Origin of the sequence: Enterococcus sp. 12C11_DIV0727, from assembly GCF_002148425.2 — a bacterium.
Taxonomy (GTDB): Bacteria; Bacillota; Bacilli; order Lactobacillales; family Enterococcaceae; genus Enterococcus_L; species Enterococcus_L lemimoniae.
Map to the genome: position 1 here is coordinate 3,415,961 of NZ_CP147248.1, position 14,155 is coordinate 3,430,115.

Below are 14,155 nucleotides of genomic sequence, written 5' to 3' on the forward strand. Positions count from 1 at the left end.
GGAAACAATGCTCCATAAAGTCGCCTTGTACTGTTCAACATCGACTCACCGTGTTCCTCGTGGTTCACAGCAAAGCTGGATGTCAAATAGAAGACAACAACTGTTTCTGATAGCTCCCAAACGCCAATTAGGCACTGAGTAACACCTATTCCCTATCTTACATCAACTAACGCTTATATAGAAAGGATTCAAAAAATGACAGCAATCAATTTTGCCGTAATCGGCTACGGCGGCATGGGGTCATACCATGTCCATAACATTATGCCCAATGAAAATGAACGAATCCACGTTGTGGGAACCTATGATATTTCTGGTGAGCGTCAAGAAATTTCCAGTCAACATAACCATAAAATTTACGCCTCGCTTGAAGAAGTACTTGCAGATAAAATGATCGAAGCAGTATTGATCGCCACACCCAATGATTCTCATTCAGACCTAGCAATCCAAGCCTTAAAAGCGGGAAAACACGTAGTTTGTGAAAAACCAGTGGCTATGAATGTCGCAGAACTAGATGAAATACTGAAAGTTGCCAAAGAAACTGGTCAAACCTTTATGGTCCATCAAAACCGCCGTTGGGATCCAGATTTCTTAATTACTAGAGAACTTTATAAAAACCAACAAATCGGTGAATTATTCCAAATCGAAACGCGTGTTCAAGGTGCCAATGGAATTCCTGGCGACTGGCGTCATGAGTTAAAACATGGTGGTGGAATGCTTTTGGATTGGGGGGTTCATTTACTAGATCAGCTACTATTTTTAGTGGACAGTCGGATTGAAAAAGTTTCCGCTGATTTAAGTTATATTTTAGGTGACGAAGTGGATGATGGCTTTATTGCTTATATTATTTTTGAAAATGGTCTACGTACCATTATTGAAGTTGGTACTACTAATTACACTAAATTGCCAAGATGGTATCTAAAAGGAACCCAAGGAACGGCTGTTATTAACGATTGGAATCTTTCAGGCGAAATGGTGGTTGAGTCTGGCAAACAAAATATCCAAGCGCCAACACCAATCCAAGCAGGCGTTGGCTTGACGAAAACCATGGCGCCACCTTCGGAAGAGGCTACCGAGACGTTGCCTTTACCAACAGCTTTCGCCGAATATGACACATTTTATAAAAACTTTTATAAAGTAGTCAGAGAGCAAGCAGAACCGGTAGTTAAAAATGACGAAGTACGTCAAGTGATGGTTTTAATTGAAGAAATAATGAAAGCAGCAAAAAGATAAGCGTAAAAAGTCAGTTGATCTCAGCTTAAAAGTAAAGTTCCCTTAGGGGTGCTTTACTTTTTTTTCGACTAAGCATAAAATGTTAAAGAACGTGTTTAGGAAAGAGAAAAGGGAGAACGTTGTGAAAAAAAAATTACAAATATTCAAAAAAAAACCAATTAAGTATTCATTTATTGTCATTGGCATGATCCTCTTAGTGGTCATTAGCAATTTGTATCTGCAATGGTGTCAAAATGAATTATCACTGGAATTAGTCTTCAAATTTGCTTTTTCATGGCATACAGAAAAATTTATTTTAGGAAGCCTTGTCTTGCTCATTTTTTTACTATTTTTATGTAGTTTGGCAGGCTCGCTTATTTTAGGCAGTGTCTTATATGCGATCACTATCGGTATCTTAGGGTTTGCTGACTATCAAAAAATGTTTTATCGTACTGAGCCAATATATCCTGATGATTTAAAAATGATCACAGAGTTTGGTTTGCTGAGAGAAATGATCGGCACGATTCCGTTTGTTTTGATTCTTTTGATTGCAGGAGTAGGTTTATTCTTTTTCGGAAAGGCAATGTACAAAAGCCGGCTATTACCGAAAAAAATCCAGATCATCCGCCTGTCAAGTTTAGTCGTAACAATAGGGTTGTTGGTTTATGTGAGTAATTTTAATAATCCAAATAACCTATTACGAAAAGCATATGATAAAACAGCACTTTGGATTCCTTACAGTCAGAAAATGAATTATTATAACACCGGATTTATGGGTGGTTTTCTATATAATCTCAAGGTTGAAGCGATGGATAAGCCAGATAATTACTCTAAAAAGACCATTGAAGCAATTACCAGTAAGTATACAAAAACTGCTCAAGAAGTAAGTGGTTCATCCGAAGCAGAACAGCCAAATATTATTTTTGTCATGAGTGAAAGTTTCTCTGATCCGCAAAATTTGACTGGTGTGACAGTGGATCAAAACCCTTTAAAATCCTATGACGAGATTGCTAAAACAACTTATAGTGGGAAAATGCTATCGCAAAATTATGGTGGGGGAACGGCTAATATCGAATTTGAAGCGTTGACTAGTTTTTCGATGGAGCTATTTAATCCACAATTAACAACGCCATACACAATGCTGATTCCAAAAATGACCGAAATACCTTCGATCGTTTCACTTTTAAAAAATCAAGATTACCAAGCAACAGCAATCCATCCTTATAATACCTCAATGTATAAACGCAAAGATGTCTATAAAACGCTTGGATTTGATCAATTTATTAGTGAAGAAACGATGACTTATAAAGATAAGTTACAAAACAATCCGTATATTTCGGATGAATCGGCTTATAAAGAGGTACTGGATCTACTAGAAGATGAAGACAATCCGCAGTTTGTCCACTTGGTGACGATGCAGACACATATGCCTTATAGCGATAAATATACTTCAACAGACTATTCTTCTAAGAGCCAAGGCAATAAAAAAGCAATCGATAGTTATATGCAGGATGTTGCGTATAGTAGTGAAGCGTTAAAAGAATTTACAACAGCATTGAAAGACGTAAAACGGCGGACCTTAGTTGTTTTTTGGGGGGATCATTTGCCAAGTATTTATTCAGATGAAATCAAAGCCGATAACGACGAAGTCAGAATGCATGAGACAGAGTTTTTAATGTACGATAATCAACAAAAATTAAGCGATAAAAAGAACCATGATGCCCTTAGTAGCCCTTTTTATTTTGCACCAACTCTGTTTGATCAAAGTAATATGCAAATGACTGGTTTTTATCAATTGTTGAGTGAACTGGAGAAACAAGTTCCAGCATTTGAAAAAGGCTTTTATTACAAAGATCAGCAATGGAGTCAAACCTTGACCCTAAATCAAGTGCAAAAAGAATTATATGAAGACTACCGTTTGATCCAATATGATATCGTATCTGGTGAAAACTATAGCTTAAAAACCGATTTTTTCAACTAAATGTTGGGATAAAAAAGGAGTCCAAAATGAGTTTTAAAAAGAAAGACAATCAAACCTATTATAATCCGATTCGTCGAGCTGTATTGAAGCATCAAATGATCCAGCCAGGTGATAAAGTAGCGATTGGCATGAGTGGTGGGAAAGATAGCACCAGTTTGTTGTATTTCCTAGATATGATCAGTAAGCAGAAACGATTAGGGTTTGAATTTGAAATCGTGCCGATCACCTTAGCAATGGGGTTTGATATGGGTATTGCACCGCTACAAGAATTTGTGGCAGGGTTAGGGTATGAATTAGATGTAGTGCCAACCAATATTGCCCAAGTCGTATTTGATATTCGAGAAGAACGTTCACCGTGTTCATTATGCGCCAAACTTCGCCGTGGCATTTTGTATAAACGAGCTAAAGAAGTTGGCTGTACTAAAGTCGCTTTAGGTCACCATTTAGATGATGCGATTGAAACTTATTTTATGAATTTCTTATTTCACGGTCAAATGGCTAGTTTTGAACCGTTGAGTTATTTATCTAAGACAGATATTACGCTGATTCGTCCATTACTTTATGTAGAAGAAAAACAGATTATTCAGTTTGTTCAAAGAGAAGAACTGCCTGTGATTTTTAACCCATGTCCAGTAGATAAGAAAACCAAACGGGAAGAGATCAAGCAGCTTGTGAGTGGTTTGGCACAAACTTACCCTGATATCAGAGAGAAATTTGTCATGGGTATGGAGCAAGGAACTGCTGAAAATTTCTGGAAGAAATCGGTGACGTCGATTGAGTGAAAAAAGAGTGTTATACGATAAAAAATACCTGACAAAAATTTTGTCAGGTATTTTTTATTGCTTATTGACCGTCTACACACTTCGCTAAAGTTTCTTTAATAGAAGCAACGACATCATAATGTTTAACATTCAAAATAGGGAAGGTATCATTCGGATCCAAATATAAGTCATATTCCTGCATCATGGCTGATTTTGTTGAGTGGATGCCATGTTCCAACCCACCTTGATCAGCTTGGGCATCGATTCCTTCATAAATTGCTTTAACGTCTTCATAGCTGATAACAGGAACCTGGGTTTGTTGTCCTAAAGCCGCAACCATCATTTCGTAAAATTCTTGGTATTTCATATTCGTATCGCCGATGGCATAAGTACTGCGATGCGTTCCATTTTCCATTGCACCAACGGCCGCTTCGGCTACTTGTTCAACAGTGACCATTGCTGTTCCACCTTTAAGGGCTGGGAATACCGCTTGTCCTTTGATTTGATCGGTAAACATCTTCCAAAGAGGCTCTCTCCCTGGCATTGTGCCAAAAATATAAGGAAGTCGTAAGCTTGTCACGGTCATACGACCGTCACCTTCAGCGAAAGCTACTTGTTCTTGCAACAAACGCATCATTGGATACGCTTCTTGTTTTAAATTTGATTCTGGTAAACGCTCAGCAAATTCAGTAAAGTAAGAGCCGAAGACAACAAAATCTTTTACCCCAGCTTCCTTTGCCAAGTAAGCTAAACGTTGTGTAGGCAACACATTCGCTTCATAGAAAAATTTAGAAGCAGGCTTTTCTGGAACCACACGTTCATCTGCGCCAGCGGCATAGATAAAGCCTACACAGCCTTCAAGCATTTCTAAAATAGCCTCATCGGTCATGTCATTGATATTCCCTAATGTCACCGAAACTTGCTTTGAAAATAGATCAGTAGCAGGCATGGGTGGCAGAGCCACTGTTGCTACTTCATAGCCTTTTTTCAACAATTCTTCCGTTGTGTAATAACCTAAAAAACCAGTTCCACCTAACACGAAAACTTTTTTACTCATGAGAAAACCTCCATTGGTTTTATTGTGATATAAATCACATGTACAACTATAGTATAATCGTATTAAGAGTGAAATGTCGGACATTAGAAATAGAATTCTTATCCTAAAAGGACAAAGGAGCAAAGCAATGAAAAAGAAACTTCCATATAATGGGACGGAGTATTATGGTTTTAACATGACGGATGCAGATTTTATCGTAAGAAAAATAATTTTTCAAAGTGAAACCATTAAAACTAGCCGGATGTCGGTCCAATTTTTCTTTATTGAAAGTGGTTCAGGTAAAATTCAAATCAACAATCAAGAATACAGCTTAAAAAAAGGGAGTGTTCTCTGGTTATTTTCTTATCATGTCTATCAGATTGTTGAAGTGGAGGAAGCGATTCAAGCCATCACGTTCGAGTTATCCTTAAATGTGTTAATGCTCGCTACATTGACCACTCGCTCCGTCGAACAACATATGAATTTTTTTGAGTATTGGGATACACCTGCTTTAGACTGTAGTAAGAACGAATTTGCCTATCTACAAACAATCTTTACCCATGCTTTAAACGAATCTGAGCAGCAAGAACGTCTTTATGATTTATCCTTACTAGCTGACTTATATCAAGTGATCGTTTGGTTTGAACGAACGGCTAGACGTAATTGGATTCGGGAAAAAGATATGCGTGATCTCAGTTCAAAAACGCTGATGTATCTTCATTTTCATTTTAGAGAAACATTAACACTTGATCAAACGGCTGAAAAATTCAAAAGTACGCCTCAAACAATCAATCGAGGTTTAAAAAAACTGACAGGAAAAACCTTTGGAGACATTTTAAGCGAAGTTCGGATCAATAATGCATTAGCAATGCTGAATTTTGACGAGTTAGGGATTGCATTTATTGCAGATTTTGTAGGCTATTATTCAGTCCCTAGTTTTAATAAACAATTTAAACGAATAACTGGTTATTCGCCAACAGAAATCAAAAAAATAAAGCCAACACAGAAACAAGTCAATTCTTTTCGTTTCCAAAATAGCTTGCCTTTTGAAATCTATACCTATATTAACCAACATTATAGTGAACCAATCACCGTTCAAACAGTAGCGAAATACTTTTATTCAAGTCCAACAAAAATCGACCAAATCATTTTAGCGGAATTTGCGATGACCTTTAATGCCTTAGTCGAATATAACCGCATGTTATTTGCTCGTTCACTGTTGTTAAGTTCATCTAAAAAAATCAGTGAAGTCGCTGAAGCGTGCGGGTATCAATCAATCCGGACCTTTAATCGCCACTTTTTAACTTTTTGGGGAAATACACCGAGTAAATATAAAGAATTGATAACGGCTAGTAAGAAAGGACAGTAAAAGGAATCAAACTAAATTGACAGGCTAACATAATCGGAGTACGATGATATTAGATAGTAATTAAATGAAAAGTGGTGAGTGATTATGGAAAAAGTAAAAAGGATGTTGATCAGTCTCCTTGGACTCGTAGGTGCGATTAGTATTTTTGGTGGTGGAGTGTTATTTGCGGCGCTATTTATTTTACTGTTTGTATTATCAGTCGGACTGGAAATTATTACAAAACGCAGAGAAGATTCATCATCAATAATCTAACTGACTTAAAAATCATCCCCTATTGTTTATTGAAGTCATAACGATAGGGGTGTTTTGGCTGTAAACAATCGTAATCCTAGCAATCGTCCCCTTTTTTCAAACCAAACAGAAATTTTTCTGAAAATCAATACGATTTCATTTGAAAAACATTAAAAGAACAGGTATAATTAATTCAGCAATGATAATTGGTGTAAGATATTCAATCGGCAGCCATTCTATTATTTCATGAGGGAGTAACTGGCGGCGCTAGCTGCGGCAACATCACCAACTCCGAAAGAAATTTCTGGTGTTGTCTTAAACGGTGAGACTTATGTATGTTCTATTTAGCATACAGAGGTCTATTTTTTTTCGTTTCTGCTGCGAACCAATAAGTCCAAAAACGTGTTCGTTTCGCTATGTATGAAGTAAAATAGATTAAAGTAGCTGTAAACTATGAGGAGGATATCATGTCAGAAGAAAAAAAGGTTCAACTATCTGAAGCATTTTACACGCAGTCAGATGAAGAGGTCTTACAAAAGTTTGATACGACAACTGAAGGTCTATCAGCTCAAGAAGCCAAAAAAAGGTTAGAGAGTTACGGCGCCAATGCACTAGATGAAGGGAAAAAGAAATCGATCGTTGTAAAATTCTTTGAACAGTTTAAAGATTTTATGATCATCGTATTATTATTTGCGGCGGTGATCTCCGCAGTATTTTCAGGTGATATGGTCGATTCGTTCATCATTTTACTCGTTGTTGTCCTGAATGCAATCTTCGGTGTGATCCAAGAAGCCAAAGCAGAACAAGCCATCGAAGCGCTAAAAGAAATGTCCTCACCCAATGCGAATATTCGCCGTGATGGTCATGTAATAACTGTTAAAAGTGATGAGCTAGTACCTGGGGATATTGTGATATTAGAAGCAGGGGACGTTGTTCCAGCTGACTTACGTTTATTGGAAGCAGCTAGCTTGAAAATTGAAGAAGCAGCACTTACAGGTGAATCGGTGCCGGTAGAAAAAGAAGCAACTATTTTAGAAGGCACTGCATCTGATATTGGGATCGGTGACCGAATCAATATGGCTTACTCTAGCAGTAACGTAACCTATGGCCGCGGAATCGGTGTGGTTGTTGGGACTGGTATGAATACCGAAGTCGGTAAAATCGCAGGTATGTTAGCCAACGAAAAGGAAACAGAAACACCACTAAAACAAAATCTAAACCAATTAGGTAAAATGCTGACGATTGCGATTCTAGTGATTGCGGCGATTATGTTTGTGGTCGGTATGATGAATGGCCGCACATGGATCGATATGCTATTAACCTCTATTTCATTAGCCGTAGCAGCGATTCCAGAAGGATTACCTGCAATTGTTACGATTATTTTAGCTTTAGGTACACAAAAGATGGCGAAGAAAAATGCGATCGTCCGCAAATTGCCAGCTGTTGAAACCTTAGGTAGCACCGATATTATCTGTTCAGATAAAACTGGTACATTGACATTAAACCAAATGACAGTTGAAGCTCTTTACACAGATAATGAAGTAAAACCTGCAACGGCCGAAGTGTCATTGGATAATATGGCATTAAAAATCATGAACTATACAAATGATACTAAAATTGCTCAAGATGGCACATTGATCGGTGATCCGACCGAAACAGCCCTTGTTCAATATGGTTTAGATCACGATTTCAATGTAACTGAAAAAGTTGCGGCTGAACCTCGTGTTGCTGAAATTCCATTTGATTCAGATCGTAAATTGATGACAACTGTTCACCAATTAACAGATGGAAAATTCTTAGTTGCTGTCAAAGGAGCACCAGATGAATTACTAAAACGTTGTAACCAAGTTCTATTAAACGGTCAAACACCAGCTTTAGAGGACAAACAACGTCAAGAAATTTTAACCAACAATACAAAATTAGCGAAACAAGCATTACGTGTGTTAGGAATGGCGTATAAAATCGTTGATGCAGTTCCAGCTGAAATGGACTCTGACGTCGTTGAAAAAGACTTAGTTTTCGCAGGTCTTGTTGGCATGATCGATCCAGAGCGTAAAGAAGCAGCAGAAGCTGTAAAAGTTGCCAAAGAAGCGGGAATTCGCCCAATCATGATCACAGGCGACCACAGAGATACAGCCGAAGCAATCGCTGCTCGTCTTGGCATTATCAAAGAAGGCGACGATGATGCAGTAATCACGGGTGCTGAATTAAATGAATTATCAGATGAAGCCTTTGCAAAAGTCGTTGAACATTATTCCGTTTATGCACGTGTTTCACCAGAACATAAAGTCCGTATCGTAAAAGCTTGGCAACAAGAAGGGAAAGTCGTTGCCATGACTGGTGATGGTGTGAATGATGCACCAGCATTGAAAGCAGCCGATATTGGTATTGGCATGGGGATCACGGGGACAGAAGTATCTAAAGGGGCCTCTGATATGGTCTTAGCAGATGACAACTTCTCAACGATCATCGTAGCCGTTGAGGAAGGACGTAAAGTCTTCTCAAATATCCAAAAAACAATTCAATATCTACTTTCTGCCAACTTAGGGGAAGTTTTAACCTTATTTATCGCAACAATGTTAGCTTGGGATACTTTGCTACCTGTTCACTTATTGTGGATCAACTTAGTAACCGATACGTTCCCAGCAATTGCTTTAGGTGTTGAACCTGCTGAACGTGACGTGATGAGCCATGCGCCTCGCGGAAAGAAATCAAACTTCTTCTCTGGCGGTGTTTTAAGCAGTGTGATCTATCAAGGGATTACCCAAGGTGCGTTGACGTTGATCGTATACAAAATGGCGATCGAATTCCCAGCACACACAGCAGCCAATATGCCAAACTTATCAGCAACAGCCTTGTATGACTTACAACATGGTGATGCTTTAACAATGGCGTTTGCTACATTAGGTTTGATCCAATTGTTCCATGCCTTTAACGTGAAATCTATTTACCAATCAGTCTTTAAAGTTGGGTTGTTTAGAAATAAATCATTCAACTGGGCAATCTTAGTATCGTTCCTATTACTAGCTGCAACGATCTTGATTCCAGGTTTCAATGACTTATTTAGCGTAACGTCTCTAGATGGATACCAATGGGGAATCGTTGCTGGAACATCCTTTGCGATTATTCCAATCGTTGAAATCGTAAAATTTGTTCAACGTCGAATGGGTAAAAGCTAAGGGCAATAGTAATAAAACAGAAATGTGTCTTCGGATACATTTTTGTTTTATTTTTAAGGTCAAAACAAGTCAAAAAAGTGGACAAATTTTCAGATTGCGGTATTATTAATATAGACATTTAGCTTTAAAATATGGAGGTTATTCACTATGAACTATTTAGATGAAAATGAAGAAACAGAAGAGAAACAACAACCAAATGCATTTATGAAAAAACTTTTTGAAGAACGAACAATTTTGATCTATGGTGAAATCAATCAAGATTTAGCACGAGAAGTAACATCACAATTGCTATTACTGGCAGCGATGAATGATGAACCAATCAAAATTTTCATCAATAGCCAAGGTGGACACGTTGAAGCTGGCGATACGATTCATGATATGATCAAATTTGTAAAACCAGAAGTAATCGTGATCGGGACTGGTTGGGTCGCAAGTGCTGGAATTACCATTTATCTAGCTGCTGATGCGAAGAACCGTTACAGTCTACCAAATACTCGTTACATGATCCATCAACCTGCTGGCGGCGTTCAAGGACAAAGTACAGAGATTCAGATCGAAGCCAAAGAAATCATTCGTATGCGTGAACGTGTCAACCGTTTGATTGCTGAAGCAACAGGGCAAACATATGAAAAAATTGCCAAAGATACAGACCGCAATTTCTGGATGTCAGCTGATGAAGCAAAAGAGTATGGCATGATTTCTAAGATCATCCAAACAAGTGACGAAATTAAATAAATAATTGAAAAATAGGTTGGGACAGAAGCGTCTAGGCCTGAGAAATAAGCTAGTATTCACGAAAATTGTTCTTTAAATTTTTGTGAATACTAGCTTATTTCCGATGGGACTGCTTCTGCTTCCACCGTTTATTCGGGATTAGTATGTTTAACAAAAAGAGAACCGACTTTTGTCCCAAACCCGTTTATTTTTCTATTAATAAAAGGAAATAAGCATTTTACAGATTACTCTTGTCATCCACCTATAAAAAAGTGTAAAATTGAGTGATTACTAAAAGAAAGTAGGAAAAATTGTGAAACCAAATTTAGGCTATTATGTGCAAAACATCAATGATATTGTCAAAGAAACAGAAGAAGTCGGCGAAAAAATGAACGACTATTACGAAGAAGTTCGTAAAGCAATCGATGAAGAAAAAACAGCAGATTTATCACCAGAAAGAATTGCAGAAATCCAACGCATCTTCCAAGATGGTACCAAAGAATATACGATCATGTTGGAAAAAGTTACGCAATTACGTCCGCCAGCACGTGTGATGGGGATCCACAAAAAATTTGAACGTTCATATATTGAATACTTGGCTGGATGTAACGAAATGATTTTATCTTTAGATCCTGAAAAAGGCATAGATATCGATCTATTCAATCATTCAGAAGAAAAACAAGATAAAGCAACAGATGATATTTCATTTGCCATTACTCGAATGAGCAATCTTTTGTTAAAAAAATAAAAAAATAAATGAAAAATTGACAAAAAATAGGGATGGTTAATTTCTTTTTAATGTTATTTTTAGTAGACAAAAGAAAAAATGTGTTGTATTATATATTCATACCAACAACAACCTTTTTATTTTTCATTTTACTCTTATTGAGTAATACTCCTTTTCCATCGGCCTTTTCAGCCGGTGGTTTTTTATTTTTCTTGATTTTTATTAAACGTTTAATATTTGTTTATTATATGTTTTTGTGTAAAGTAAGTTATATTATTTAGACTAGTTAGACAAAAAAAGGACTAAAACAATTCGTAGAAGAGTTTGTTTTAGTCCTTTAAACTATACTGCGTTGATCTACCTTAATTTTCTACATTACGAACATAATCATCAAAATACTGAACCAAATCTGATTTGATTTTTTGATAGTCAGCTTCTGTGTATTCACGTTCTTCAATCGTTCCATTAAAAAATGGAATCTCCAACTCTTCACGCAGTCGATCTACAACTTCGCTTTGATCCATTTGGGCACCTTCTTTACCTAATATCTACTCTATTATAAAACATTAAAATCATTCGTCAACTGCTCAAAAGAATCTTTCATCGCAGATAACTTACTATAAAGTAGCGTACTATCATTATCTTCAAGGAAGAAGACTTGTTTCAATTCAAAATAAAAATCTTCAAAAGCGGCAAAAAAGGGCTGAACTTCTGATTTGGTTAATTCACTATTGCTAAAATAAAAAACACGCACACTATGATAATAAGTGAAGACCTCATTGATATTCAAAAGAATCCGAGTATCTTCAGGACGTGGACGGCTAGTAACTAAATCGTATAAAGATAGGCTTTTTGTGTGGATTTCAGATAAATAAGATAAAAGTAAATCCACTTTTTCATTGCTTGCTGACATTAAATCGACCTCCAATTTCCCTAATTATAATAAAAAATGGAAAGAAAGAGAAACAGGACACTCAATTTAAAAGAAAAATTTATAAAAAATGAAAATAGCAGAAAAAAGTTGACAAATAAATGAGAATGTTCTAATATTGATTTTAATAAAAAACTCATTGAAAAGAAGAGTACACAAGCTGACATTTATCACCAGTGAACGAATGATTTACTGGTATCAGAGAGCTTTCGTTTGGTGTAAGAAAGCAATGATCCCTTGTCGAAAATGATCTTGGAGAGGAAAAATCAATTCGATTTTTACGGCAGCTACCGTTAACCAGGCACCAAATCAAGAAGTTATTCTGCGTTTGGGTTGAGATGGATTTAAATTCCAATAAAGGTGGTACCGCGACAGTCGCCCTTTACTAGTCTAAAGCTAGTAAAGAGCGGCTTTTTTGTTTCATTCAAATTACTTTCCAATGAGAATAAATAGAGGAAGAGGTGGTCATTATGCAAGAAGGTGACATGTGGTGTAAAAAGGGAAATAGCATAAATATAATTAAAAATAGAAAAGGAATGAAGCATAATGACAAACTCTAACTATCAATTTGAAACGATCCAAATCCATGGTGGGCATACACCAGACAAAGAAACTAATTCAAGAGCGGTACCGATTTATCAAACAACCTCTTACACGTTTGACGATACTCAAGATGCGGCTGAAAAGTTTGCCTTATCTAAGGTCGGTAATATCTATACGCGAATTACGAATCCAACAACAGCAGTCTTAGAAGATCGACTAAATGAACTAGAAGGGGGTGTTGGCGCAGTTGCAGTAGCTTCTGGAACTGCAGCCGTTACTTATGCCATTCAAAATCTAGCTAGCAGTGGAGATCATATTGTTTCAGCATCTACTTTATATGGTGGTACATTTAATTTATTTGCCCATACGTTACCTGAGTTTGGCATTACAACAACGTTTGTTGACCCAGATCGCTTAGCTAATTTTGAAGAAGCAATCAAAGAAAATACGAAAGCGATATTTGTGGAAACGATCGGCAATCCGATTACAAATGTTGCAGATTTAGAAGCGATTGCAGAAATTGCCCATAAACACGAGCTCCCGTTGATTGTTGACAACACTTTTGCGACAGCCTATTTAAATCGTCCTTTTGATTTTGGTGCTGACATTGTTGTTTATTCTGCAACAAAATTTATTGGTGGCCACGGTGTTGCACTAGGTGGAGTGATCATTGATTCAGGTAAGTTCAACTGGGCTAATGGCAAGTTTCCCAAATTAGTTGATCCAGATCCAAGTTACCACGGACTTTCGTACACCAAAGATGTGGGAGCAGCAGCTTATATCACACGTTTAAGAGTCTCGTTATTACGAGATACAGGAGCGGCTATTTCACCATTCAACAGTTTCTTGCTGATTTTAGGTTTAGAAACACTGTCTTTACGTTTAGAACGCCATGTAGCCAATGCCCAAACTGTTGCAGAGTTTTTGATCAAACATCCTAAAGTTGCATGGGTAAATTATCCAGGCTTATCAGACAATAAGTATCATGAACTAGCAGAAAAATATTTACCTAAAGGTGCAGGCTCGGTCTTTACTTTTGGGGTTAAAGGTGGAGCGGAAGCAGGAAAAAACTTGATCAATCATGTCGAACTATTTTCACTATTAGCCAATGTTGGAGATGCCAAATCATTGATCATTCACCCTGCTTCAACTACTCATTCCCAACTAAGTGAGGAGGAATTAAAAGCCTCAGGAACTTCACCGGAATTGATTCGTTTATCGATCGGGATTGAAAATATTGAAGATATTATTGGCGATTTGGAACAAGCACTGAATAAGTTATAAGCATAAAAAAGAAAGCTGATCCCGAATAAACGGTGGGAGCAGAAGCAACTCCTTCTTATTTCTCGGAGTTAAACGCTTCTGTCCCAACCTCTTTCTTAAAAAAATTCTCATAAAGTTATTGACTTTAATTGAAAACTTCTGTATCTTTAACACTATAGTTTGAATTATTCAAAAATTCTGACAATAAAGG

12 protein-coding genes and 1 other annotated feature are annotated in these 14,155 nt (G+C 37.1%); of the genes, 9 read left to right on the plus strand and 3 right to left on the minus strand.

What is annotated here, in order from left to right:
* Nucleotides 1-195 precede the first annotated feature (195 nt).
* The 3 genes from A5866_RS16300 (at nucleotide 196) to A5866_RS16310 (ending at nucleotide 3,972) form a co-directional block, all read left to right on the plus strand.
* Nucleotides 196-1,230, plus strand: coding sequence for a Gfo/Idh/MocA family protein (locus tag A5866_RS16300; protein WP_086280867.1), 1,035 nt, complete (start codon nucleotides 196-198; stop codon nucleotides 1,228-1,230).
* Between the two features lie 121 nt (nucleotides 1,231-1,351).
* Entirely contained in the window at nucleotides 1,352-3,190 is a 1,839-nt protein-coding gene (locus A5866_RS16305; protein ID WP_086444809.1) for an LTA synthase family protein, read from the plus strand.
* 26 nt (nucleotides 3,191-3,216) lie between these two features.
* Nucleotides 3,217-3,972, plus strand: coding sequence for a tRNA 2-thiocytidine biosynthesis TtcA family protein (locus tag A5866_RS16310; RefSeq protein WP_086444808.1), 756 nt, complete (start codon nucleotides 3,217-3,219; stop codon nucleotides 3,970-3,972).
* 61 nt (nucleotides 3,973-4,033) lie between these two features.
* Here the strand turns inward: A5866_RS16310 and A5866_RS16315 are convergent, their stop codons facing one another.
* The gene (locus A5866_RS16315) at nucleotides 4,034-5,008 is read right to left on the minus strand and encodes an NAD-dependent epimerase/dehydratase family protein (protein ID WP_086444807.1); all 975 of its coding nucleotides are present in this window, start codon (nucleotides 5,006-5,008) and stop codon (nucleotides 4,034-4,036) included.
* A 127-nt stretch (nucleotides 5,009-5,135) separates the two neighbouring features.
* Between A5866_RS16315 and A5866_RS16320 the strand changes: the two genes are divergently transcribed.
* From A5866_RS16320 to A5866_RS16340, 5 genes are all read left to right on the plus strand, one after another.
* Nucleotides 5,136-6,356 (plus strand): AraC family transcriptional regulator, encoded by a 1,221-nt coding sequence (locus A5866_RS16320; protein ID WP_086444806.1) that lies wholly within the window; start codon nucleotides 5,136-5,138, stop codon nucleotides 6,354-6,356.
* Between the two features lie 84 nt (nucleotides 6,357-6,440).
* Entirely contained in the window at nucleotides 6,441-6,608 is a 168-nt protein-coding gene (locus A5866_RS16325; RefSeq protein WP_176332581.1) for a hypothetical protein, read from the plus strand.
* 446 nt (nucleotides 6,609-7,054) lie between these two features.
* Nucleotides 7,055-9,766: a cation-translocating P-type ATPase gene (locus A5866_RS16330; RefSeq protein WP_086280885.1), complete on the plus strand. Its 2,712-nt coding sequence runs from the start codon at nucleotides 7,055-7,057 to the stop codon at nucleotides 9,764-9,766.
* A gap of 147 nt (nucleotides 9,767-9,913) precedes the next feature.
* The gene (locus A5866_RS16335; RefSeq protein WP_086280888.1) at nucleotides 9,914-10,501 is read left to right on the plus strand and encodes an ATP-dependent Clp protease proteolytic subunit; all 588 of its coding nucleotides are present in this window, start codon (nucleotides 9,914-9,916) and stop codon (nucleotides 10,499-10,501) included.
* A gap of 292 nt (nucleotides 10,502-10,793) precedes the next feature.
* Nucleotides 10,794-11,228 carry a hypothetical protein gene (locus A5866_RS16340; RefSeq protein ID WP_086444805.1) on the plus strand — a complete coding sequence of 145 codons (435 nt, stop codon included), beginning with the start codon at nucleotides 10,794-10,796 and terminating at the stop codon, nucleotides 11,226-11,228.
* A gap of 341 nt (nucleotides 11,229-11,569) precedes the next feature.
* Here the strand turns inward: A5866_RS16340 and A5866_RS16345 are convergent, their stop codons facing one another.
* The gene (locus A5866_RS16345; protein WP_086280894.1) at nucleotides 11,570-11,731 is read right to left on the minus strand and encodes a hypothetical protein; all 162 of its coding nucleotides are present in this window, start codon (nucleotides 11,729-11,731) and stop codon (nucleotides 11,570-11,572) included.
* 32 nt (nucleotides 11,732-11,763) lie between these two features.
* Nucleotides 11,764-12,120, minus strand: coding sequence for a hypothetical protein (locus A5866_RS16350; protein ID WP_086280896.1), 357 nt, complete (start codon nucleotides 12,118-12,120; stop codon nucleotides 11,764-11,766).
* Nucleotides 12,121-12,268: 148 nt separating this feature from the next.
* Nucleotides 12,269-12,524 (plus strand) — a binding site (T-box leader).
* 160 nt (nucleotides 12,525-12,684) lie between these two features.
* Between A5866_RS16350 and A5866_RS16355 the strand changes: the two genes are divergently transcribed.
* Nucleotides 12,685-13,965 carry an O-acetylhomoserine aminocarboxypropyltransferase/cysteine synthase family protein gene (locus tag A5866_RS16355; protein WP_086280899.1) on the plus strand — a complete coding sequence of 427 codons (1,281 nt, stop codon included), beginning with the start codon at nucleotides 12,685-12,687 and terminating at the stop codon, nucleotides 13,963-13,965.
* Nucleotides 13,966-14,155: the final 190 nt, after the last annotated feature.